This is a genomic window from Acinetobacter soli (genome assembly GCF_018139125.1).
Classification (GTDB): Bacteria; Pseudomonadota; Gammaproteobacteria; order Pseudomonadales; family Moraxellaceae; genus Acinetobacter; species Acinetobacter soli.
On the sequence record NZ_CP073241.1, the window covers coordinates 2,251,157 to 2,274,736 of the forward strand.

Here is a 23,580-nt window from a genome sequence, read left to right on the forward strand (position 1 = left end):
ATCGATATAAAAAAAGGCACCCGAAGGTGCCTTTTTTGCAATCTACTTAGATTAGAACTGTTCTTGGTTCAATGCTTGACTGAACGCTTGGTCAACGTCACTAAAGTCGTTGTGCAGTTCAAATTCTGCCGCTTCCGCTTCCTGACGACGACGCTCAAGGTGATACGCCAAACCTGTACCGGCTGGAATCAGACGACCCACCACAACGTTCTCTTTGAGACCGCGTAGATCATCTTCTTTACCTGTTACAGCGGCTTCGGTTAACACGCGTGTCGTTTCTTGGAACGATGCTGCCGAGATAAATGAGTCAGTCGAAAGCGATGCTTTGGTAATACCCATTAATTGACGCTCAAATTTCGCTGGGAATTTATTTTGCGCCAAGACAGCTTGGTTCTCTTGAACAACACGGATGTAATCCACTTGTTCGCCTTTGATGAAGCTGGTATCACCACCATCGGTGATGTCTACTTTACGCAACATTTGACGTACGATGACTTCAATGTGCTTATCGTTGATTTTTACACCTTGGAGACGGTAAACGTCTTGAACTTCGTTCACGATGTAGTTGGTCAACGCCACTTCGCCTTTCAAACGTAAGATGTCATGCGGGTTTTGTGGACCATCAGAAATGGTTTCACCACGGTTGACATGCTCACCTTCGAACACGTTGATTTGACGCCATTTTGGAATCAATTCTTCGTAGATCTCAGAACCATCATCAGGTGTAATCACCAAACGGTTCTTACCTTTGGTTTCTTTACCAAAGCTCACGATACCAGACACTTCGGCCAAGATCGCGTGCTCTTTTGGTTTACGTGCTTCGAACAAGTCCGCAACGCGTGGAAGACCACCGGTAATATCACGTGTACGTGAAGATTCTTGTGGTACACGACCAATAACGTCACCTACACCAATTGTTTCACCGTCACGAACGGTCACAATGGTATTTTGTGGCAAGAAGTAGAACTGTTCGCCACCATCGGTTGTGTCGAGTACAATCGCAGGACGCAAGTCTTTACCTGACGCAGGACGTGCAGTCACTGGCAAGATTTCAACTGTTGTCATACCGGTTGCATCATCAGTTTTCGATGTTGCAGTCACACCATCCGCAATTTGGCTGAAACGTGCTTTACCCGCAACTTCAGTCACAAGTGGATGCGTATGCGGATCCCAAGTCGCCACAATACCGCCTGCTTCTACCGCTTCACCATCTTTAAGCAAGATGCTTGCACCGTATGGCAGTTTATAACGCTCGCGCTCACGACCCAACTCATCGGCAATACCGATTTCACCTGAACGTGAAACAGAAACCAAGTGACCTTTCGCGTGCTGTACCGTTTTCACATTGTGGAAACGAACTGTACCTTTGTTACGTACCTGAACACTGTTTGCTGCAGAAGTTCGGCTTGCCGCACCACCCACGTGGAACGTACGCATGGTTAACTGTGTACCCGGCTCACCAATCGATTGCGCTGCCATAACACCCACAGACTCACCAGGATTAACCTGATGACCACGTGCAAGGTCACGACCATAACATTTTGCACACACACCAAATGATGATTCACATGCAATCACTGAACGCACTTTCACTTCATCGACACCCGCTTCTTCAAGCTGAGCTGCGATTTTCTCGTCGATCAATGTACCGCGTGGCAACACCACTTCGTCATCAGATGCACGACGTACGTCTTCCGCCGTTACACGACCCAATACGCGGTCACGTAATGGCTCGATCACGTCACCACCTTGAATGAATGGCGTCATCACCAAACCACCCATGGTGCCACAATCCGGCTCGGTAATTACCAAGTCCTGCGCAACGTCAACCAAACGACGTGTCAAGTAACCCGAGTTTGCAGTTTTCAATGCAGTATCGGCCAAACCTTTACGCGCACCGTGCGTTGAAATAAAGTACTGAAGTACCGTCAAACCTTCACGGAAGTTTGCTTTAATCGGGGTTTCAATGATCGAGCCATCTGGCTTCGCCATCAAACCACGCATACCCGCCAACTGACGAATCTGCGCCGCACTACCACGGGCACCCGAGTCAGACATCATGTAGATGCTGTTAAACGATTTTTGTTTCTCGTCTTGACCTTGCTTGTTTTTCACGTTGGTGAAAGACAAGTTGTCCATCATCGCTTTTGCAACTTGGTCGTTGGTACGTGCCCAGATATCGACCACTTTGTTGTAACGCTCACCTGCGGTTACGAAACCTTGCTCAAACTGCTCTTCGATTTCACGAACTTCAGTTTCTGCTTTGTCGATAATCGCTTGCTTCTGCGGTGGAATGACCATGTCTTCCATACCGACAGAAACGCCCGAACGTGTTGCTTGACGGAAGCCAAGATACATCAACTGATCGGCAAAAATAACAGTGTCTTTAAGACCAAGCTTACGGTAGCACGAGTTGATCAGCTTCGAGATGTTCTTTTTGGTCATCTCAAGGTTGATCATTTCAAAGCTTAAACCTTCAGGAACAACTTCCCAAAGCAAGCAGCGACCAGGTGTGGTATCCACAACAATGGTTTGCTTTTCACGTTGACCGTCTTCATTGATCACGGTTTGGTGAACACGAACTTTTACGCGTGCGTGAATAGCGACCTGACCGGTTGCAAGCGCACGGTTCACTTCGTGTGTGTCGGCAAACATCATGCCTTCACCTTTGGCATTTACCGCATCACGCGTGATGTAGTAAAGACCCAAGACCACGTCCTGAGATGGAACGATAATCGGCTCACCGTTGGCTGGTGACAAGATGTTGTTGGTCGACATCATCAAGGCACGTGCTTCAAGCTGTGCTTCAAGTGTCAATGGAACGTGTACCGCCATTTGGTCACCGTCGAAGTCGGCGTTAAACGCAGCACAGACGAGCGGGTGTAAACGGATCGCTTTACCTTCGATCAGGATCGGTTCAAATGCTTGAAGACCCAAACGGTGAAGCGTTGGCGCACGGTTCAACATCACTGGATGCTGACGAATCACGTTGGCAAGAACGTCCCATACTTCTGGAGTTTCGCGCTCAACCATTTTCTTCGCAGCTTTAATGGTTGTGGCCTGACCAGACGCTTGTAGTTTTGCAAAAATAAACGGCTTGAATAGCTCAAGTGCCATTTTCTTTGGAAGACCACATTGATGTAGACGTAAAGTAGGACCTACGGTAATTACCGAACGACCAGAATAGTCAACACGTTTACCCAACAAGTTCTGACGGAAACGACCTTGTTTACCTTTGATCATATCTGCCAAAGATTTCAATGGACGTTTGTTCGAACCGGTAATTGCACGACCGCGACGGCCGTTATCAAGCAATGCATCGACAGATTCTTGCAACATACGTTTTTCGTTACGTACGATGATATCTGGCGCTGCAAGGTCAAGAAGACGCTTCAAACGGTTGTTACGGTTAATGACACGACGATACAAATCGTTCAAGTCAGATGTCGCAAAACGACCACCTTCAAGTGGTACAAGCGGACGTAGGTCTGGTGGAAGTACTGGCAGTACATTCATCACCATCCATTCTGGCTTGTTGTTCGACTCTTTGAAAGCTTCCATCAATTTCAAGCGTTTTGACGCTTTTTTCAACTTCGTTTCAGAAGTTGTTTGTGGAATCTCTTCACGAAGACGTGAAATTTCAGCATCAAGATCGATGTCTTTTAACAAGTCTTGAACCGCTTCAGCACCCATTTTCGCAGAGAATTCATCTCCGTGTTCTTCAAGTGCATTGAAGTATTCTTCATCAGTGAGAAGTTGATACTTTTCAAGCGGTGTCATGCCTGGGTCAGTCACTACGTAAGATTCGAAATACAAAACGCGTTCGATATCACGAAGTGTCATGTCGAGTAGCAAACCGATACGGCTTGGCAACGACTTTAAGAACCAGATGTGTGCAACTGGAGACGCCAGTTCGATGTGACCCATACGTTCACGACGAACTTTTGCAGTCGTGACTTCTACGCCACATTTTTCACAAATGACGCCTTTGTATTTCATACGCTTGTATTTGCCACACAAGCATTCGTAATCTTTTACTGGACCAAAGATTTTGGCACAGAACAAACCATCGCGTTCTGGTTTAAAAGTACGGTAGTTAATGGTTTCGGGCTTTTTTACTTCGCCGTGAGACCATGACTTAATCATTTCTGGTGACGCAAGACCAATACGAATACGGTCAAACTCAATCGGTGTATGACCGTCTGAGTCCGTTTTCTTACGCATGATATCGAGCAAGTCTTTCAATTTATTTCTCCGTATGCCGAGGAGTTTTCACTCACTCGGCTGGGTCACAAATACTGTTTTTCCTGAAAAATCTGAGCGAGCTTAACGCTTAGTCACCATTTTTCAGTTCAATGTTGATACCTAAAGAACGGATCTCTTTGGTCAATACGTTGAAGGATTCAGGCATACCCGGATCCATGTAGTGGTTACCATCTACAATGTTCTTATAGATACGGGTACGACCTTCTACATCATCCGACTTCACTGTAAGCATCTCTTGAAGCGTATAAGCTGCGCCGTATGCTTCTAGTGCCCAGACTTCCATCTCACCGAAACGCTGACCACCGAATTGTGCTTTACCACCAAGCGGCTGCTGAGTGACAAGCGAGTAAGAACCAGTTGAACGCGCATGCATCTTGTCGTCAACCAAGTGGTTCAACTTGAGCATGTACATGTAACCTACAGTAACAGGACGATCGAACTGTTCACCTGTACGTCCGTCAAACAAAATCTGTTGGCCCGTACGTGGCAACTCAGCCAGCTCAAGCAACTCTTTGATTTGGTTTTCTTCAGCACCGTCAAACACTGGCGTGGCTAAAGGAACACCCTTACGCAAGTTACCTGCAAGCACCAAGATTTCTTCATCAGTCAAGCTATCAAGATCTTCTTGCTCGCCACCTACCTTGTTGTAGATTTTGTCTAAGAAAATACGTAGCTCGGCAATCGTACGTTGCTGTTGCAACATCTTATCGATTTGCTCACCCAAGCCTTTTGCTGCAAGACCCAAGTGTGTCTCAAGAATCTGACCCACGTTCATACGTGATGGTACACCCAGCGGGTTCAATACCACGTCAACAGGTACACCGTTGGCATCGTGTGGCATGTCTTCTACAGGCAGAATGTTAGAAACAACACCCTTGTTCCCGTGACGACCCGCCATCTTATCACCAGGCTGGATACGACGTTTAACTGCAAGATACACTTTCACAACTTTCAATACACCCGTTGTGAGTTCGTCACCGGTTGCAAGTTTACGTTTTTTCTCTGCAAATTTCTCGTCGATCTCTGCGCTCTTCTCTTTCAAGAACACTTGAATCTGGCTCAGACGCTCTGCGATACCTTCATCAGTTGGTTGGATGTCTAATAGATCAACCAACTCTAAACCTGACAACATATCTTCAGACAGTTTGTCACCACGTTTGGTGGTGCCACCGCCGTTCGATTCTTGATTGGTCAACAAGCGTACAACACGCTCACGCGCCGCTTCTTCAAAGATTTTATATTCTTCTTTCAAGTCTTTGCGGTAAGCATCAAGCTGTGCTTTTTCAATCGCAAGTGCACGTTCATCTTTTTCTAAACCATCACGGGTAAAGACTTGAACGTCAATTACGGTACCTTTGGTGCCCGATGGAACGCGTAAAGATGAATCTTTCACGTCTGCGGCTTTTTCACCGAAGATGGCACGAAGCAGTTTTTCTTCAGGGGTTAATTGTGTTTCACCTTTTGGTGTCACTTTACCAACCAAGATGTCGCCCGCAGTCACTTCAGCACCGATGTACACGATACCTGATTCGTCAAGCTTAGACAGTGCTGCTTCACCCACGTTAGGGATATCGGCAGTAATTTCTTCTGCGCCTAACTTGGTATCACGTGCAACACATGACAATTCTTGAATGTGAATCGAAGTCAAACGGTCTTCTTGAAGCACACGTTCAGAAAGCAAGATCGAGTCTTCGTAGTTGTAGCCGTTCCAGGTCATGAACGCAACGCGCATGTTTTGACCCAGCGCCAACTCACCGCCATCCGTTGATGGACCATCGGCCAAGACATCACCACGACCAACTTTATCACCCAAATTCACCAGTACTTTCTGGTTGATACAGGTGTTCTGGTTCGAACGGGTGTACTTGATCAGGTTGTAGATATCTACACCTGCCTCGCCTGCGATCATTTCGTCTTCGTTGACACGAATAACGACACGTGAAGCATCAACAAACTCGATCATCCCGCCACGTTTTGCGATCACACATACGCCCGAATCACGCGCAACGTTTGCTTCCATACCGGTACCCACAAGTGGTTTATCGGCAAGCAAAGTTGGAACCGCCTGACGTTGCATGTTGGAACCCATCAATGCACGGTTGGCGTCATCGTGTTCAAGGAACGGAATCAACGATGCTGCAACAGAAACAACCTGTTGGGCAGAAACGTCCATATGCGTTACTTTTTCTGGTGGCATGCGAACGAATTCACCTTGATGACGAACAGAAACCATCTCTTCCATCAAGTTACCATCAGTGTCAACGGCAGAGTCGGCCTGTGCAATCACGGTGCCTACTTCTTCAATTGCAGACAAGTATTCCACATCGTCTGTAACACGACCTTCTACAACTCGACGGTACGGTGTTTCCAAGAAACCAAAATCGTTGGCTTTTGCATACACAGAAAGCGAGTTGATCAAACCAATGTTTGGACCTTCCGGCGTCTCAATCGGACATACACGACCATAGTGGGTTTGATGTACGTCACGCACTTCAAAGCCTGCACGCTCACGAGTCAAACCACCCGGACCAAGTGCAGAAACACGACGCTTATGCGTAATCTCTGACAGTGGGTTGTTTTGATCCATAAACTGTGACAACTGGCTTGAACCAAAGAATTCTTTGATCGCCGCTGCAACAGGTTTGGCATTGATCAAGTCTTGTGGCGACAAGTTATCTGTTTCTGCTTGTGACAAACGTTCTTTTACTGCACGTTCAACACGTACCAGACCTACACGGAACTGGTTTTCGGTCATTTCACCAACCGAACGTACGCGACGGTTACCCAAGTGGTCGATATCGTCGACTTCACCTTTACCGTTACGAATTTCAACTAATGTACGAAGTACATCGATGATATCGTCATTCGAGAGGATTCCCTCGACTTCACGTGATTTCTGATCTGTACCGACTTCGTATGGACGACCCAAACGACGGTTGAACTTCATACGCCCCACTGGAGACAAGTCATAACGTTCAGAAGAGAAGAACAAGTTATTAAACAGGTTCTCTGCAGCTTCTTTGGTTGGTGGCTCGCCCGGACGCATCACTTTATAGATTTCAACCAAGGCATCTTCACGGCCTACAGTGGTGTCGGCACGTAATGTATCGGCAACAAATGAACCGCGGTCGATGTCGTTGGTAAACAGAATATTAAACTGTTTAACGCCACCTTCTACCAGTTTCACCATCACTTCATGGCTAAGCAAAGTATTGGCTGCAATCACTTCGCCATCACGTAACGTGATGTCTTCAGCAGTGATACGCTCATACAAGTACTCATCTGGAACAGACAGTTTAGTCAGACCAGAAGCTTCCATTTGACGAACGTGACGTGCGTTGATACGTTTACCTTGCTCTACAATGATTTTGCCGTCATTGTCTGCAATGTCAAACTGCGCCATTTCGCCACGTAAACGCTCAGGCACCAAATCAATCTGGTAACTACCGAAGTCTAGATATACCGGTACTTTTTCGTAGAATAATTCAAGGATTTGAGCGTTGTTATACCCTAGGGCACGCAAGATCACCGATGCCAATAGCTTACGACGACGGTCGATACGTACGTATACTAAATCTTTTGCATCAAACTCGAAGTCTAACCATGAACCACGGTAAGGAATGATACGTGCAGAGTACAAGACTTTACCGCTTGAGTGGGTCTTGCCTTTGTCGTGATCGAAGAACACGCCTGGTGAACGGTGTAACTGAGATACGATGACACGCTCGGTACCGTTGATCACAAACGTACCGTTTTCGGTCATGAGTGGAATTTCACCCATGTACACTTCTTGTTCACGTACATCTTTAATTGATTTCGTTTCACGATCTTTAATGATCAAACGAATTTTAACGCGCATTGGTGCCGCATAAGTTGACCCGCGAAGAATACATTCACGCACGTCAAACTCTGGTTTACCAAGACTATACTCAACAAATTCTAAAGCAGCATTGCCAGAATAACTTTCAATTGGGAAAACTGAACGAAATGCCGCTTGGAGACCGATATCTTCGCGACTTTTTGGTGTTTTGCCATCTTGCAAGAACGTTCTATACGAGTCGACTTGAATCGAAAGCAAGTATGGAGCGTCCATGACGCTAGGCAATTTACCAAAATTCTTACGGATCCGTTTCTTTTCGGTATATGAGTATGCCATCTGGAGTCCTCGGAAAGTAAACCAGGCTCGCCTGCAGAACGAGCTTGGATGGAATTACGCAGGCCGATATGGCCACCACTTTTACAAATGCTGCAATTTTTAAGTGGTATCAAAACGCTTAACAATATTTTTAAGATCGAAAAATATTGGTAAGCGTTTGAAATTCTTTTGTTTATTCTTAAAATTAGAATTCGTACATTCGAACAAACAAAAATCGAGCCGATTATTGTAACGCAAAAAGGCTGATGACCCAAGAGCCATCAGCCATTTTATGGAGCCGATTATCAAATAATCGACTCCTTAAGAAATTACTTAAGAGTAACTGTAGCACCAGCTTCTTCAAGTTTCTTCTTAAGCTCTTCGCCTTCTTCTTTAGAAACGCCTTCTTTAAGAACTTGTGGAGCACCTTCAACAAGATCTTTAGCTTCTTTAAGACCAAGGCCAGTTGCTTCACGAACTGCTTTAATAACAGCTACTTTGTTCGCGCCGAAAGAAGTCAATTCAACGTTGAATTCAGTTTGCTCTTCAGCAGCAGCAGCAGCGCCAGGAGCAGCAGCTACAGCTACAGCAGCAGCAGATACGTTAAATTTTTCTTCGAAAGCAGAGATTAATTCAACAAGTTCAAGAACTGTTTTTTCAGCAACTGCGTTTAAGATTTCTTCGTTAGTTAAAGCCATGAGATAAACTCCAAATGGATATTGAATGGTGTGAGAGTAGGATTAAGCCGCTTCTGACTCGTTTTTCTCTTTGAGCGCTGTAATAAGGCGACCCAATTTCGAAATAGGAGCTTGAAGAACAGAGGCAAGCATAGTAAGCGCTTTCTCTTGGTTCGGAAGGTTTGCGATCACGCTAACATCTGCACCTTGATAAAGTTTGCCGTCAAATGCAGCAGCTTTAAGTTCAAATGTTTTGTTCGTTTTTGCAAATTCTTCGAACAAGCGTGCAGCTGCACCCATGTCGTCTTCAGAAGTTGAGAAACCGAGAATGGTTGGGCCAACAAGTTCTTCACTCAAGATATCAAACTGAGTACCTTCGAGTGAGCGTTTTGCCAAAGTGTTACGTACGATACGTGTCGTTACACCAAGCTTACGAGCCTCAACACGAAGTTGAGTTAATTTCTCTACGCTAGAACCTTGATAGTTAGCCACAACAACAGAAAACGCTTTAGAAGCAACTTCGCTTACTTCTGCAACGATCTGTTTTTTGTCTTCGATAAGAAGAGCCATTGTAAAACCTCCTAACGGTGATTTATGCACCCAAACAGGTGCACTCCCAATTCGTAAATCTTTCGATTTACACGCGGAGGAGGAATAAATCACACCACCGCGTCTACTCAGACTGGTCTATTAAGAAGATCGCTTGCAAACAAGGTCACTTCGCCTGAGGTCTTTGACGCTGATAAATTTACATTTATCAATTCAAAGTCCGCCTGATGGGTTGGATATGACCAAAGGCCATATCCAACATCAGGACTTTAAAATTCTTGACTAAGTTAAGACTTAGTTTGAAACGTTGTTTACGTCAACAACAAGACCTGGGCCCATAGTTGAGCTTAAAGTGATCTTTTTGATGTAAACACCTTTAGAGGTAGCAGGCTTTAACTTTTTCAAGTCTGCAACTAAAGTTTCAACGTTTTGACGGATTGCTTCAGCAGTAAAACCAACCTGACCAATCGCAGCGTGGATAATACCCGCTTTGTCTACGCGGTAACGCGCCTGACCTGACTTCGCATTTTTAACTGCAGAAGCTACGTCTGGAGTAACCGTACCCACTTTCGGGTTTGGCATTAAGCCACGTGGACCAAGAATCGTACCCAACTTACCTACAACGCGCATTGCATCTGGAGCTGCAATCACAACGTCAAAGTCAAGGTTACCTTGTTGAATGCTTTCAGCAAGGTCATCAAAACCAACGATGTCAGCACCTTCAGCTTTAGCAGCTTCAGCAGCAGCACCTTGAGCAAATACAGCAACACGTACAGTTTTACCAGTACCGGCTGGAAGGGTCGTAGCACCACGAACAACTTGGTCAGATTTACGTGGGTCAACACCAAGGTTTACCGCAACATCCATTGACTCTTTGAACTTAGCAGCTGGTAGGCTGTTAAGAACTTGTACCGCTTCTTCCAAAGTGTAAACTTTGTTTGCTTCAAGAGCAGCAGCAATGGCTTTTTGACGTTTAGTTAACTTTGCCATGTCTTATAGCTCCACTTCCAAGCCCATAGAACGTGCAGAACCAGCGATGGTACGAACACGTGCGTCTAAATCAGCACCAGTAAGATCTGGTTCTTTAGTAGTCGCGATTTCTTCCAATTGAGCACGAGTCAACTTACCAACTTTAGTTTTGTTCGGTACAGATGAACCCTTTTGGATACCCGCAGCTTTCTTAAGAAGAATAGAAGCAGGAGGAGTTTTCATGATGAATGTGAACGACTTGTCGTTGTACACAGTGATCACGACTGGAATTGGCAAACCAACTTCAAGTTTTTGTGTAGCAGCATTGAATTCTTTACAGAATGCCATGATGTTTACACCACGTTGACCCAAAGCAGGACCAATTGGTGGAGATGGATTCGCTTTACCAGCTGGAACTTGCAGCTTGATATAGCCGTCAATCTTCTTAGCCATTATCTATTACCTCTGGGTACAAACGCCGTGAGGCTCCCCAATTTTCATTTCACAGCACCAAAGCACTGTAATAACAATGCCCGATTAAATCGGGCGCTTTCCAACCAATTCAAATTAAACCGTTTTTTCGACTTGGCGAAATTCAAGTTCAACCTGAGTTGGACGGTTAAATACATTAATCGTCAACGTGAGACGTGACTTTTCGTACAGTACCTCTTCCACGACTCCTTTAAAGTCTGTGAACGGACCGTCGATCACCAACAATTCTTCGCCTGGTTCAAACATCGTCTTCGGACGTGGTGCTTCACCAGTATTGCGTACACGTGCAAGAATAGCATCCGCTTCTTTTTGCGTAATTGGGGCAGGCTTTTCAGCAGTACCACCAATAAATCCAAGCACTTTTGGACATTCTTTTACAATGTGCCAAGTTTCATCATTCATTTCCATTTCGACTAACACATAGCCCGGAAAGAATTTACGCTCAGATTTGCGTTTCTTGCCATCCTTCATCTCAACCACTTCTTCGGTTGGAACAAGGACTTCACCAAAGCTATCGGCAACAGCGCTACGCTGGATTCGCTCATTAAGCGAACGCATCACCTGCTTTTCATAACCAGAGTAGGCATGAATAATATACCAACGTTTCATAGCTCTTTTACCCGATAATCAACTTAATTAACCAACCTAAACCATAGTCAAAACACCACAACACAATGGATGTAATCACTACGACCAACAGCACCTGCCAAGATGTAGTCACTGTTTCTTGCTTGGTCGGCCAAGTTACTCGACGCAACTCAATTCGCGCATCTTTAAGTAAACGAACAAAGCCTTTACCTTGATGGGTGGCGTATAATAAACCTAAAGCGACGACGATACAAGTCAAAATTACAGCGACACGCACCCAAACACTGGTTGCAGGCGGCCAATATGCAGGCAAATATTGATTTACCATGGCTGCACCAATCAATAACGCCAGTGCAATAACCCATAACACTACGTCTAATGCAGATGCAGAAGTGACAACTTCAGCAGAATTGTTTCGTTGAGGAATTGGCGCGTCGCTTAATGCGTCACGCGATTTATCGTTCGACATTTTTGTACTCGTCGTAGAATTCGCGACTTATTATATGACAATTAAGCCAGCATCAAGCTTTTATTTAGAAAAAAAATGGCAGGCCAGGAGGGACTCGAACCCCCAACATTCGGTTTTGGAGACCGACGCTCTACCAATTGAACTACTGACCTATGACACACAAGCCGAGAGTCTAGACCCCCGGCTTGTGAAATGCAACTTTATTTGATTATGCAGTTACTTTCGCAACAACACCAGCACCTACAGTACGACCACCTTCACGGATCGCAAAACGTAGACCTGGGTCCATTGCGATTGGGTGGATCAATTCTACTGACATTTCAACGTTGTCGCCTGGCATTACCATTTCAACGCCGTCTTGTAATTGGATTGCACCAGTTACGTCAGTCGTACGGAAATAGAACTGTGGACGGTAACCGTTAAGGAACGGAGTATGACGACCACCTTCTTCTTTAGAAAGTACGTATACTTCTGCGTCGAATTTAGTGTGCGGCTTGATTGTACCTGGTTTAGCAAGTACTTGACCACGTTGTACGTCTTCACGCTTAGTACCACGAAGAAGAACACCACAGTTCTCGCCCGCACGGCCTTCGTCTAGAAGTTTACGGAACATTTCAACGCCAGTTACTGTCGTAGTTTGTGTATCACGGATACCTACGATTTCAACTGATTCGCCTACTTTCACGATACCAGCTTCTACACGACCAGTGACTACTGTACCACGACCAGAAATTGAGAATACATCTTCGATTGGCATCAAGAATGCTTTGTCGATTGCACGCTCTGGCTCTGGGATGTAAGAATCTAGTGCTTCTACAAGCGCAAGAACTGAAGGCTCGCCGTACTGACCTGCGTCACCGTTAAGCGCTGCAAGTGCAGAACCACGGATCACTGGAGTGTCGTCGCCAGGGAAGTCGTAAGTAGATAGAAGTTCACGAACTTCCATTTCTACAAGCTCAAGAAGCTCTTCGTCGTCTACAAGGTCGCATTTGTTCAAGAATACAACGATGTAAGGTACACCTACCTGACGTGAAAGAAGGATGTGTTCACGAGTTTGTGGCATAGGACCGTCAGTCGCCGCACACACAAGAATCGCGCCGTCCATCTGAGCAGCACCAGTAATCATGTTTTTAACGTAGTCTGCGTGGCCCGGGCAGTCAACGTGCGCGTAGTGACGAATTGGAGAATCGTATTCTACGTGTGAAGTATTAATGGTAATACCACGTGCTTTTTCTTCTGGAGCCGAGTCGATTTGCGAGTAATCTTTCGCTTCACCGCCGTAAGTTTTCGCACAGATAGTTGCGATCGCAGCAGTAAGAGTTGTTTTACCATGGTCAACGTGACCAATTGTGCCCACGTTTACGTGCGGCTTATTACGTTCAAACTTGGCTTTAGCCATGATGATCTTCCTCGTTTACGTCGAAAGCAAGCTACAAGAGGCTACAAAAGGCATCGAAGCTACTCAGCACATCGACATTAGTCTAAAAAAACAGACGCCCAATACTTTAAAAGCAGACTAATTAGCCTGCTTTTTGAAATCTTTGTAGATTTTACTCTACCAAACTGTATCTGGAGCTCTTATCGAGATTTGAACTCGAGACCTCTCCCTTACCAAGGGAGTGCTCTACCACTGAGCTATAAGAGCGATAATCCTTCGATGGAGCGGGAGACGAGGATCGAACTCGCGACATGCAGCTTGGAAGGCTGCCACTCTACCAACTGAGTTACTCCCGCACAGCGTTGGTACATTTACCACTTCAATCGAAGTTAGTTGGTGGTGAGAGAAGGATTCGAACCTTCGAAACTTTCGTAGCGGAGTTACAGTCCGCCCCCTTTGACCGCTCGGGAATCTCACCAATATCACACTTAACTTTCAGTGTAAGTTCTTTACTTCAACATTGAACCACTTTAAGATGGTGCCGGCACACGGATTCGAACTGTGGACCTACTGATTACAAGTCAGTTGCTCTACCAACTGAGCTATGCCGGCGCTTCTTAGTGTTTCGTACGTTTCGTATCGGAACGGTGTGCAGTTTAGCAAAACTCACAAACGATGCAAGCGGTTTTTTAAAAAAAACCGCTAAAAACTCATAAAATCAATCCGTTTGATGATAATTCAACCGCTTTGATCACTGCGCGAGCTTTTATTTGGGTTTCATTCCACTCAGATTCAGGATTTGAGTCTGCTACAAGCCCTGCCCCCGCCTGTACATACACCTTATTTTCACGAATGACACAGGTGCGGATCGCAATCGACATGTCCATTTCACCATGCCAGCCTAAATAACCGACTGCGCCACCAAAAATACCGCGTTTAACCGGTTCTACTTCGTCGATAATTTCCATCGCACGAATTTTTGGTGCACCGGAAAGGGTGCCCGCAGGGAAAGTTGCCTTAAAGACATCTAACGCATCGATATCGTCACGGACTTCACCTTGCACATTCGAGACAATATGCATGACATGTGAATAGCGTTCGATCACCATCCGGTCAGTCACTTGTACTTTACCAATCTTGGATACACGGCCCACATCGTTACGCCCAAGATCGATCAGCATCAAGTGCTCTGCAATTTCTTTCTCATCGGCCAAGAGCTCTTTTTCCAGCGCCAGATCTTCTTCTTTGGTCTTGCCACGTGGTCGGGTACCGGCCAGTGGTCGTACTGTGGCAATCCCATCTTCCAGACGCGATAAAATCTCTGGTGAAGAACCCACAATATGAAATGGTGTCTGATCGGTTAAGGTCTGTCCCTGCACCAAAAAAAGATACGGCGATGGATTAAGATGACGCAGCGCACGGTAAACCTGTAAAGGGTCACCATCAAAATCCGACACCATACGATGACCCGGAACCACCTGCATGACATCCCCAGCACGGATATATTCTTTCACCGTTTCAATCGATGCCAAGAAGTTGTCTTTGCCAGTGAGCGATTCGAAGTACGGCGGCGTGTGCGGTTTTGCCTGCAGGCTCACCGGTGTCGCCAGTAACTGCTCAAGGCTGTCGAGTTGATGCTGTGCCTGTGTAAAAGCATCTTCATGTGCAGTATCGGCATGCACAATTAGAAACAGTGTGTCTTTGAGATTGTCAAAAATAATTACGGTCTTGGAAAGCATCATCCAGATATCAGGTAACCCAACTGGATCGGCCTCTGGTACGTTGTTCAGGCGCGGCTCGATATAACGCACCGCATCGTAACCAAAGTAGCCCACCAAGCCCCCAGAAAATTGCGGGAGTTCTGGTGTGAGTGCGTGCGGTGGAACCTTAAACTGCTGCTGATACTCGCGAATATAGGTAAACGGATCTGTGCATGGTTGAGTAGAAATCTGACCTTGTGGATTTTTAATGGTCAACTGCCCTGCATTACAGGAAAAAACTGTAGATTCTCCCAACCCAATAATGGAGTAGCGCGCCCAGTTTTCACCTCCCTCTACCGACTCAAACAAATATGCTTGAGTATGATCGCGCAAACGCGCAAAGACCGACAGTGGCGTATCGGTATCGGCCAAACGTTGTCGATAGACGGGAATCGTGTTGTAGCCAGCAGCTTTAAGTTGTTCAAACTGAGTGTGTGTTGTCATGATGTTATCTCAATGGTTTTAAGTGAAGCCCGATAAAAGTGATTAAAGACGCGATTATCGCCATCGAAACACCATGCGCTGATACATGCCCCACCCCTGTATTACTAAATCAGTTGATCTAGACGGTCCACCACCTGTTGTGGCTGACTGTCGTAAATATTTTCTCCATGATTATAGCCATAGCTGACCACAATACAATCGATACCCGCGCGACGTGCTGCTTCCACATCATTTTTAGAGTCGCCAATCATGAGTGTTGCGTGAGGCTCGACATTAAATTGTGCAGCACTATGTAAAAGAGGTAATGGATCGGGTTTGCGAACTGGCAAGCTATCCCCTCCCACCACCAGATCGAAATAATGCGCAATGTCGAGTTCTTCAAGCAACTTGCGCGCAAGTGCCTCTGGTTTGTTGGTGACACATGCCATACGAATGTGCTGTGCCTGACAACGTTGTAAAAATGCCTCAACGCCATCAAATAGCCGACTGGTCACGCATAACTCTTGGGCATAGACATGCAGGTAGTGCGCCAGAAGCTGCTGATGACGCTCAGGATCGATCTGCTGAAATAAAAAAGTCAACACCGCATCACAGAGTTTGCCTGTGCCCTGTCCAACCCACTGACGAATTTGTGTCTCACTCACTTCCGGCCAGCCAAGATCACGCAAGGTGATGTTCATGGCACGATACATATCGGATGCGGTATCGACCAAGGTTCCATCTAGATCAAACAATACCAATTGACGACGCTCTAATTGCACTACACTCATATTTTACCTGTCTGCTAAAAACCAAAAGGCATGCGTTTGGCATGCCTTGAGTGACCTTACGATTGATCGGGCATGCTTACTTTAAAAATACCCACGCTATCACTGCAAGAATAATCAACACCACGATGGTCATAAAACCCACAGAGGCATTTTTACGTTGTTCAATTTCTTTTTCTACCGACGAAACTGGTTGCTCAATGGCCACAGGTTTCGGATCTGGTGTTGCATTCACCACCACGCCGTCCGGAATTGGCGCAGGTTTTGGTACGGCAACGTTTTGCGGCATACCTTCACGGCTCACTTCAGCACCGGTATCACGTTCGGTTAAAGTTGGCATACCTGCATCGACGGGCTGTGTCTGATGCGCATTAACATTTGGCTGTTCCACCGAATGATGAACCGGCTCAAGCTCAACCTCAGGCAACGCCTCTCGCTCAAGTTGTGGTTTTGCTGGTGCCAACACTGCAAATTTAAGACTGGCAAACTGAACAATATCGGCATCGTGAAGCTGTACTTCGCCCTCGATACGCACGTCATTCACAAAAGTACCATTGGATGATTTTAGATCTTGCACCCAAAGTTGATCGTTTTGCAGCAGTAGCGCTGCATGTTTTCGCGATACTTCGGCTGCTTGCAAAACCAAACCGGCATCCTGATGGCGACCCACCAGCATGTCCTGCTCAATCGCAATTTCCTGTCCTGTAAATTCACCTGTAATGGCTTGTAATTTCCACGTCATCATCTTAAGTCTGTCTCTTATCGTGATTTGTGATCATCATAACATGCTTCATGTCTTCGTCGCCTGCCGTTATGACACAGGTCGCAAGGTGGTGGTGGTCACTGTATTTTTGGTTCGCTCTACTTCTGGCTCATTCAAGGACTGGGTGTTTACAGTCGGCTGTACGGGTAAGGCATAAGAAGTCCCTTTGCGCACAACGGGTGAACTTGGGCGTACTGTTGCCACTGGCGTGGTGACCGTTGTGACGGGAACCTGCTGATAAGGGGTGCTCGGAACCGCAGCGACAGGCGCGGCAGGTTGTTGGTAGAGCTGTTCTAGATTTTCTGGCAATTTAGCGAAGTTGCCATTTTTATCCATAGAGAGCTGTAAACTGTAAAGTTGATTATAGCGCTGCTGCGAAATCCGGCGCACATCATTGGCATCACCCACAATGGTTGGGTGAATAAACACCAGCAGATTACGTTTTTCGTTGCTATTTGAATCTGCACGGAACAAACGCCCAACGTAGGGAATACTGCTTAAACCCGGCAAACCTTGACGCGACAACGTGCGGTTATCCGAAATGAGGCCACCTAAGACCACAGTCTGGCCGTGTTCTGCCAACACTGAGGTTTTAATGGCACGTTTGCTGGTAATCAGATCGGTGGCTTGACCCTTGTCTTGCACAGCAGAAACTTCTTGCTCGACTTCAAGACGCACCGTGCCGTTTTCACCAATGTGCGGAATCACCTTGAGCGTGACACCCACATCTTTACGCTCTACCGTGGTGTAGGGATTGGCCACACCCGTTGAAGTTGTTGAGACCGACCCCGTCACAAATGGAACATTCTGCCCCACCACAATATAAGCTTCTTCGTTGTCCATCGTGACAATCGATGGTGTAGAAAGCAAATTAGATTTGGTATTGGTCTTAAGTGCCTGAATGAGCGCACCATAGGCTTTTCGTGAGTTACTGAAATTACCTAGCGCTAAGGTCGCACCACTGCCACCATTTGAACCACTGGCAATCGCAGATGCAGCACCTGTAGAGCCATTAGACAAATAACCTGCCGCAATTGAAGCTAGGCTCGCGCCTACGTTGCTAAAACTGATCAAGCCAATACCACTGCTTAAATCACCCAGCGCCCACTGAATCCCGAGTTGATCGGCATCGTCCCCCGACACCTCAATAATGGCTGCTTCAATCAAGACTTGTTCACGGCGAATATCGAGTTGCTGAATCGCCGATTCAATTTCGCGCATCAATTGTGGTTCTGCTTTGACCACCAAAGCATTTTGTGCACTGTCGGCGATAATACTGACGCCATTATTGTTAAAACTGGTGATGCTGTTTTGATTGTTCGCATTATTACTGCTATTGAGATTAATGGATGAACCAGATGTAGCGTTATTGCTACCCGTGGTATTACTCTGCGATGCACTTCCACCAATGAGGCTATTGAGACCAGTGGAAGAAGATGAACCCGAGTTACTCCCAGTTTTACTTTGGGAGCTATTTACGGCCTGACCACTGACCAGCCCTTGTAAAATTTCTGCCAGATTCTTGGCACTGGCATATTTGAGACGAAATACCTTCAATCCACCCAAGCGATCTGCTGAAGGTACATCTAAGGTTTCAATCATGTTGCGGATTCGCTTACGTGTTCCGGTATCCCCTTTGATCAAAATCCGGTTGGTGCGGGCATCAGCAATAATTCTGACACGTGAACCGGTCACATCTTTTGAAGCGCCCGTTGAACTGATTGACTCAAGTAGCCCCACCATTTCTTCAGCTTGGCTATTTTGCAGGGTAATGGCCTCGACATCATTTTGTCCCGTACCATCAAGGTTGCGAATAATGGTTTCGAGTTGTGCAATGTTTGCTGCCCGATCTGAGACAATTAGTGCATTTGTGCCCGGCACGGCAGCAAGACTGGCAAATTGAGGCATCAAAGGCCGCAACGCCGGAATCAGATCGTTTGGATTGGTGTTTTCTACCCAAATAACCCGCGTGACCACTTGGTCTCCACGGGCGCGATTGCGCATATCGTAAGGTAAACCTGCATTTTTAACGTTGCTGTCTGGCACCAGTTTGATGGTATTACCAGAAGGAATCGCCACCACGCCATTGACGTTCAGTACACCCAGAAATAAATCATAGACTTCATCACGCGTTAATGGCTTGTTGGAAATGACCGTGACGTTGCCTCGAACACGTGGATCAACTGCAAAATTTTTACCCGTGATATCCGCCACTTCATTGATAAAAGCCGTTAAATCGGCGTCGCGTAAATTAATTTTCCATGTTTGTGCATACGTGCTTGAACTGATCACAGCCATCACCGGAGCGGCTGCAACTAAAGCCCAAAGGGGACGATGATTAAATAAAGCCATAGCGGGTTATTTTTCCTAAAATTATGGTGACCATCTGATATCACTTAAAACTTTGTTGTACGGTCATCACTTGATCACCACGTTTTATTTCTATTTTCACTTGTCCATCACGTCGCGCCTGTTCGAGCAATTGAACATCGTTTTGTCCTTGTCCAACACGTTGACCATTGACAGACAATATACGATCTCCAGCCCTCAAGCCCAATGTATTTTTTAAAGCCGCGGGTGTCCGTTCGGTCACCTCATAGCCATCGGCGGTGCTGCTGACGCCCATATTTTCCAAATATTGCTCACGATTTTGCTGCATTTGCTGAATGGCCTGACCCAAAGCGGCTCCCGAACCAGAGCTACCGGTATTACTTGCAGGAGGAACGGATGTGGCATTTTGAGGGGTAGTCGTGGTACCCAGAATCGGTTGATACAGCCCATTTTCCATGCCTTTAAACCGAATTTCACGCGTGGTGCCGTTGGGCTGACTCAAGACCACATGATCCCAATACACTTCACTGAGTTGATAGCTGCTATTGTCCACTGCCTCACCCACACGATAACGATCCACACTGTCTTTACCCTTGATCACAGCAGAAGACAATCGTGATGGATACGCCAGCATCACCCCCTGTAACTCAAAGTTTTGCTGATCATTGGGATTATTCGATAATTGTGGTTCGTTAAACAGGGCAAAGCTGCTGATATTCGGAATTTGTGCTTGTTGGGAGCCTAATTGAACCCGCTCAAACTGCATCGCCTGTGGAGGGGCTAGAATTAGCCAGAACAGTGCTGCCAGCTTCCAGCACAGCCACACAATCAACAGCCCCAATATGAGAGGTGCCAAGCGATCCAATTGACCGAGCCGTTTTTGCCGAATGGTTTCCACCCATGACTTGAGCATTATGACGCTCCTTTAAGCAGGGGCTGACGTGAACTGATCACATAGGTATCAAGCCCGGCCTGACCGTTATACGAGGGTACATTCAGTAGAAAACGCTGGGTAAGACGAACATCAAGCATGAGGTCGGGTGCCAGCAATAAATTCACCATTTTTTGATTACGCTGATCACGGATATCAAATTCAAGTTGATTATCTTGATTCAATACAGTCCCTTGCAGCGATGGCATATTCATACGCTCTTGGCGCTGGGCAAAGGTATACCCCAAAGGCCCACCCGCCCATTGCATATTGCCAGATGCTGCGCTGAATCCTTGTGCTTTTTGATAATTCAACTGGACATCTTTAAGCTGGATACTATTATTTGGCCATTGCCAATTGACGAATGCTTTTAAGGTGTCGGGTGCAATCTCGCCGTTTAAATTTCGAATGCTGAGTTTTTTCCCAAAACCATAACCGACATTGCCATTTAAAACAGTATTGGCACTATGAATTTCTACGTGTGCGCCAAGCTTTAATAAGAACAGATCCATCGGACGGACAGTCCAGTGTACAGAACCCTTTAGCTGATCTTTATGCCAGTCGGCTTGACCTTGCCAGATATTGCCTGAGACATTACTCAAGACTTGGTTGTTTTTCGAAAATTTTGCAATTAACCAGTTGGCTGGAATCTGTAAAATTACAAATACTCCAAAGACAATGACTGCAAAGATCCACCATTTTAATTGTTTCGACTTTTTATTCATTCAGTCATTACCGCTGCACAGTGTCTTCCATGGATGAGGAATTTCCTCTCTTTACGACATTATGCATACTTTTCCATCATCGCCAATTCACTTATATAAAAAAACCAAGCAGATGCTTGGTTTAATCGAGCTTACTGGCCAAAGGTGACCGAATGATGAAATTAGATAAGGAAATCTTCTAATTTTGCACCTTTTTCAAGCTCAGCGACTAACCAGCGCGGTTGTTTACCACGACCAGTCCACGTTTCTTCTGGATTGCTCTTGCTGCGATAGCGTGGCTCTACAGATTTACGTGTTGTTTTCTTACGTTTTTGTGCGCCGTATTCAAGTAACTGCTCAACGCTATACCCCACGCTTTCAGCAACTTCTAAAATTTGGTTATACGCATCTTCAATTGCTTGATCTTTTTTAGAGGCAATAAGTTGCTCAGCTTCTGCTTGCAAACGCTTTAAATCTTCAACGGATAATTCGCTAATATCTGGTTTCATTTAAACCAACTCCAAGTTTATTAAAACTTTTTAACAATAGACCAATAACGCTAACTGTTTAAATCACATCTAAGCTCATAATATTTAGATTAGTTTAAATAATCAAGCAATGTCTTCATGTTAAAACAGGAATCTATTTAAATAAATATGATTAAAGCGTCGCTTTCATTATTTATACAAATCTTAATTTTGACTTAATTGATCTCAATTAAAAATAGTAGGTGTATTTCCAGCGATAGTTTCAAGCTCAATAATCTTGTTTTTTATATTATTTGGAATAGCCTGTTTTTTTAAAGTGTTTTTATCGACCACCACCATAATGGCTTCAGCACTGGCCACCCAAGTATTTTGTGTCGTACTCCAGATCTGATACGTCATTTTAAAACCGCTGGTCCGAATCTCTTCAATAGATGCCGTAATTTTAAGTGTATCGGGATAAAATACAGGTTTTAAATATTTGCACTGATTTGAGGCAACAACGGTATACACCTCTGCTGCAAAAAAATCCAAAATGTCCATATATTTAATCCGGGCACTTTCGATATAACGATAATACAACACATTATTCACGTGACCGAATGCGTCCATGTCGCCCCACGCGACTGCCTGCTCATGGATAACAGGATGTTGATTGAGTTCCTTCATCTTTTTTCTCATATTTTAAATTGAATAAAATTTGCATCATTTTCAAAAATAAGATTGAGCTGTTGAACCAACTCATCATTGTCTTTAATTTTCGCTTTAATTCTTAAATAGCTCATTAAAACATTGTCTGGATAAAGTGTCAGTAATGCATCTGCTTGCGCATGCCGCTCAGTGGCTTCATAAACATACCATTTAGCAAAACTTAAAATCGGCTGACTTAAATATATCTGTTCCATTTCTTCAATTTTAGTTTCAATATCAGCATAATCTGGTGCTTGTTTTAACAATTGTTGCTGAAACCATAAATAAAATACGTCCCGATCAAACTGTTCACGTAGTAAATGCAATGCCAAACGCTCATGCTGAATACTCATTTCTGGCATGCGTGATAAAAGTTTTAGCCAGAGCACCTTACTACTATACGGCCTTGTCTGTATTTCTTGTTCCAATTCTAAATAACGTTGCTGTAAGGCATATAAATCATCTACCGATGCCTCTTCAAACTGAGTTAATACCTGTTGCAACCAAAGATCACGTGTTTGCGCATCTAGATGCCCATATTGAAGCGAGCGTAAATATAACCAAGATTGCTGAAGGGCTAAACGTCCCCAGTATTCTGTAATCTTTTGGCGATAGGACTGCTCAATATCTTTGAGCCAAGGTGATAACTGATGCTGTTGAAGAAATTCGAGGTGCGTTAAAGCCTTTTCTGTATCATGCAAAGCAAGAAAAATTTCGATACGTTGCAACTCTGCCAGCTCAAATGCCATCGGCGCGGTATGATTCAGTGCGTTGAGTGCCTGTGTATAATGACCTTGCCTAGACAGCAGCTTGGATTCAACAATGCCTTTTAACAAACCAGATTGGGTAAAAATTCGATCGATAAATGCATGTTGATCTTGTGCAGCATCAAGCAGCCAGATGACACCAAGTTGTTCATAAGGATGTAGGTTTTTAAAATCAAAAACCGTTTCTAGTTTACGTTGCTCACGGCTTAAATAGCGCTTCACGCTAATCCAGAGCAGTTGCAACACAAAACCTAATATGGCAATGACAAAAATGGATGCCCAAACAGTTGTTTGTAGCTGCCAGTCACGCCAGTAGACATATACATACCCGGCACCAAAGCCATAACTTAAAACACTCAGTATCGCCAAAACAAACAAGGCACCAATCAGATAGGTCCAGATTAATCCTTTCATA

General features: G+C 45.3%; 18 protein-coding genes and 5 tRNA genes. All 23 read right to left on the minus strand.

Features of this window, described 5'->3' with window-relative positions:
• Positions 1-51 precede the first annotated feature (51 nt).
• The 23 genes from rpoC to KCV09_RS10480 all read right to left on the minus strand — a co-directional run bounded on the left by rpoC (position 52) and on the right by KCV09_RS10480 (position 23,579).
• A complete protein-coding gene (gene rpoC / locus KCV09_RS10370) occupies positions 52-4,245 on the minus strand; it encodes a DNA-directed RNA polymerase subunit beta' (protein WP_004932377.1) in 4,194 nt (1,397 codons plus the stop codon).
• 88 nt (positions 4,246-4,333) lie between these two features.
• Positions 4,334-8,422 (minus strand): DNA-directed RNA polymerase subunit beta, encoded by a 4,089-nt coding sequence (gene rpoB, locus KCV09_RS10375; RefSeq protein ID WP_151815806.1) that lies wholly within the window; start codon positions 8,420-8,422, stop codon positions 4,334-4,336.
• A 308-nt stretch (positions 8,423-8,730) separates the two neighbouring features.
• Positions 8,731-9,099 (minus strand): 50S ribosomal protein L7/L12, encoded by a 369-nt coding sequence (gene rplL / locus KCV09_RS10380; RefSeq protein ID WP_004932371.1) that lies wholly within the window; start codon positions 9,097-9,099, stop codon positions 8,731-8,733.
• A gap of 42 nt (positions 9,100-9,141) precedes the next feature.
• Positions 9,142-9,648: a 50S ribosomal protein L10 gene (gene rplJ / locus KCV09_RS10385; RefSeq protein ID WP_004932368.1), complete on the minus strand. Its 507-nt coding sequence runs from the start codon at positions 9,646-9,648 to the stop codon at positions 9,142-9,144.
• Between the two features lie 273 nt (positions 9,649-9,921).
• A complete protein-coding gene (gene rplA, locus KCV09_RS10390) occupies positions 9,922-10,617 on the minus strand; it encodes a 50S ribosomal protein L1 (protein ID WP_004932366.1) in 696 nt (231 codons plus the stop codon).
• A gap of 3 nt (positions 10,618-10,620) precedes the next feature.
• Entirely contained in the window at positions 10,621-11,049 is a 429-nt protein-coding gene (gene rplK, locus KCV09_RS10395; RefSeq protein WP_004637639.1) for a 50S ribosomal protein L11, read from the minus strand.
• 114 nt (positions 11,050-11,163) lie between these two features.
• Positions 11,164-11,697, minus strand: a complete 534-nt coding sequence (gene nusG, locus KCV09_RS10400; protein WP_004932362.1) for a transcription termination/antitermination protein NusG — start codon at positions 11,695-11,697, stop codon at positions 11,164-11,166.
• Between the two features lie 7 nt (positions 11,698-11,704).
• On the minus strand, positions 11,705-12,145 hold the full coding sequence (gene secE / locus KCV09_RS10405) for a preprotein translocase subunit SecE (RefSeq protein WP_004932360.1): 441 nt from the start codon (positions 12,143-12,145) through the stop codon (positions 11,705-11,707).
• A 76-nt stretch (positions 12,146-12,221) separates the two neighbouring features.
• Positions 12,222-12,297: transfer RNA gene (locus KCV09_RS10410), tRNA-Trp, on the minus strand.
• Between the two features lie 56 nt (positions 12,298-12,353).
• Complete coding sequence (gene tuf / locus KCV09_RS10415; protein WP_004932358.1) at positions 12,354-13,544, minus strand: elongation factor Tu; 1,191 nt, start codon at positions 13,542-13,544, stop codon at positions 12,354-12,356.
• A 171-nt stretch (positions 13,545-13,715) separates the two neighbouring features.
• Positions 13,716-13,790 (minus strand) — tRNA-Thr (locus tag KCV09_RS10420).
• A gap of 13 nt (positions 13,791-13,803) precedes the next feature.
• Positions 13,804-13,879: transfer RNA gene (locus tag KCV09_RS10425), tRNA-Gly, on the minus strand.
• 38 nt (positions 13,880-13,917) lie between these two features.
• Positions 13,918-14,001, minus strand: a tRNA-Tyr gene (locus tag KCV09_RS10430).
• Positions 14,002-14,059: 58 nt separating this feature from the next.
• Positions 14,060-14,135, minus strand: a tRNA-Thr gene (locus tag KCV09_RS10435).
• Between the two features lie 98 nt (positions 14,136-14,233).
• On the minus strand, positions 14,234-15,727 hold the full coding sequence (gene trpE / locus KCV09_RS10440) for an anthranilate synthase component I (RefSeq protein WP_212515108.1): 1,494 nt from the start codon (positions 15,725-15,727) through the stop codon (positions 14,234-14,236).
• A gap of 104 nt (positions 15,728-15,831) precedes the next feature.
• Positions 15,832-16,497 (minus strand): phosphoglycolate phosphatase, encoded by a 666-nt coding sequence (locus KCV09_RS10445; protein ID WP_004944066.1) that lies wholly within the window; start codon positions 16,495-16,497, stop codon positions 15,832-15,834.
• Positions 16,498-16,573: 76 nt separating this feature from the next.
• Complete coding sequence (locus KCV09_RS10450) at positions 16,574-17,236, minus strand: FHA domain-containing protein (RefSeq protein ID WP_212515769.1); 663 nt, start codon at positions 17,234-17,236, stop codon at positions 16,574-16,576.
• A 69-nt stretch (positions 17,237-17,305) separates the two neighbouring features.
• A complete protein-coding gene (gene gspD, locus KCV09_RS10455) occupies positions 17,306-19,609 on the minus strand; it encodes a type II secretion system secretin GspD (RefSeq protein WP_212515109.1) in 2,304 nt (767 codons plus the stop codon).
• Between the two features lie 40 nt (positions 19,610-19,649).
• Positions 19,650-20,501, minus strand: coding sequence for a type II secretion system protein N (locus tag KCV09_RS10460; RefSeq protein ID WP_004932348.1), 852 nt, complete (start codon positions 20,499-20,501; stop codon positions 19,650-19,652).
• Complete coding sequence (gspN, locus tag KCV09_RS10465; RefSeq protein WP_212515110.1) at positions 20,501-21,244, minus strand: type II secretion system protein N; 744 nt, start codon at positions 21,242-21,244, stop codon at positions 20,501-20,503. The genes KCV09_RS10460 and gspN overlap by 1 nt, the downstream gene beginning before the upstream one ends.
• Before the next feature lie 161 nt (positions 21,245-21,405).
• Complete coding sequence (locus KCV09_RS10470; RefSeq protein WP_004932341.1) at positions 21,406-21,732, minus strand: H-NS histone family protein; 327 nt, start codon at positions 21,730-21,732, stop codon at positions 21,406-21,408.
• 204 nt (positions 21,733-21,936) lie between these two features.
• Positions 21,937-22,377: an acyl-CoA thioesterase gene (locus tag KCV09_RS10475; protein WP_151814939.1), complete on the minus strand. Its 441-nt coding sequence runs from the start codon at positions 22,375-22,377 to the stop codon at positions 21,937-21,939.
• 8 nt (positions 22,378-22,385) lie between these two features.
• On the minus strand, positions 22,386-23,579 hold the full coding sequence (locus KCV09_RS10480; protein ID WP_151814940.1) for a heme biosynthesis protein HemY: 1,194 nt from the start codon (positions 23,577-23,579) through the stop codon (positions 22,386-22,388).
• Position 23,580: the final 1 nt, after the last annotated feature.

Bases quoted from the DNA above. Each gene is read 5' to 3' on its own strand.
- KCV09_RS10470 (WP_004932341.1), bottom strand. From the start codon at position 21,732: ATGAAACCAGATATTAGCGAATTATCCGTTGAAGATTTAAAGCGTTTG.
- tuf (WP_004932358.1), bottom strand. From the start codon at position 13,544: ATGGCTAAAGCCAAGTTTGAACGTAATAAGCCGCACGTAAACGTGGGC.
- KCV09_RS10445 (WP_004944066.1), bottom strand. From the start codon at position 16,497: ATGAGTGTAGTGCAATTAGAGCGTCGTCAATTGGTATTGTTTGATCTA.
- rplL (WP_004932371.1), bottom strand. From the start codon at position 9,099: ATGGCTTTAACTAACGAAGAAATCTTAAACGCAGTTGCTGAAAAAACA.
- rpoB (WP_151815806.1), bottom strand. From the start codon at position 8,422: ATGGCATACTCATATACCGAAAAGAAACGGATCCGTAAGAATTTTGGT.
- gspN (WP_212515110.1), bottom strand. From the start codon at position 21,244: ATGAATAAAAAGTCGAAACAATTAAAATGGTGGATCTTTGCAGTCATT.
- nusG (WP_004932362.1), bottom strand. From the start codon at position 11,697: ATGAAACGTTGGTATATTATTCATGCCTACTCTGGTTATGAAAAGCAG.
- KCV09_RS10450 (WP_212515769.1), bottom strand. From the start codon at position 17,236: ATGACGTGGAAATTACAAGCCATTACAGGTGAATTTACAGGACAGGAA.
- KCV09_RS10480 (WP_151814940.1), bottom strand. From the start codon at position 23,579: ATGAAAGGATTAATCTGGACCTATCTGATTGGTGCCTTGTTTGTTTTG.
- rplJ (WP_004932368.1), bottom strand. From the start codon at position 9,648: ATGGCTCTTCTTATCGAAGACAAAAAACAGATCGTTGCAGAAGTAAGC.
- rplA (WP_004932366.1), bottom strand. From the start codon at position 10,617: ATGGCAAAGTTAACTAAACGTCAAAAAGCCATTGCTGCTGCTCTTGAA.
- trpE (WP_212515108.1), bottom strand. From the start codon at position 15,727: ATGACAACACACACTCAGTTTGAACAACTTAAAGCTGCTGGCTACAAC.
- secE (WP_004932360.1), bottom strand. From the start codon at position 12,145: ATGTCGAACGATAAATCGCGTGACGCATTAAGCGACGCGCCAATTCCT.
- rplK (WP_004637639.1), bottom strand. From the start codon at position 11,049: ATGGCTAAGAAGATTGACGGCTATATCAAGCTGCAAGTTCCAGCTGGT.
- KCV09_RS10460 (WP_004932348.1), bottom strand. From the start codon at position 20,501: ATGCTCAAGTCATGGGTGGAAACCATTCGGCAAAAACGGCTCGGTCAA.
- KCV09_RS10475 (WP_151814939.1), bottom strand. From the start codon at position 22,377: ATGAAGGAACTCAATCAACATCCTGTTATCCATGAGCAGGCAGTCGCG.
- gspD (WP_212515109.1), bottom strand. From the start codon at position 19,609: ATGGCTTTATTTAATCATCGTCCCCTTTGGGCTTTAGTTGCAGCCGCT.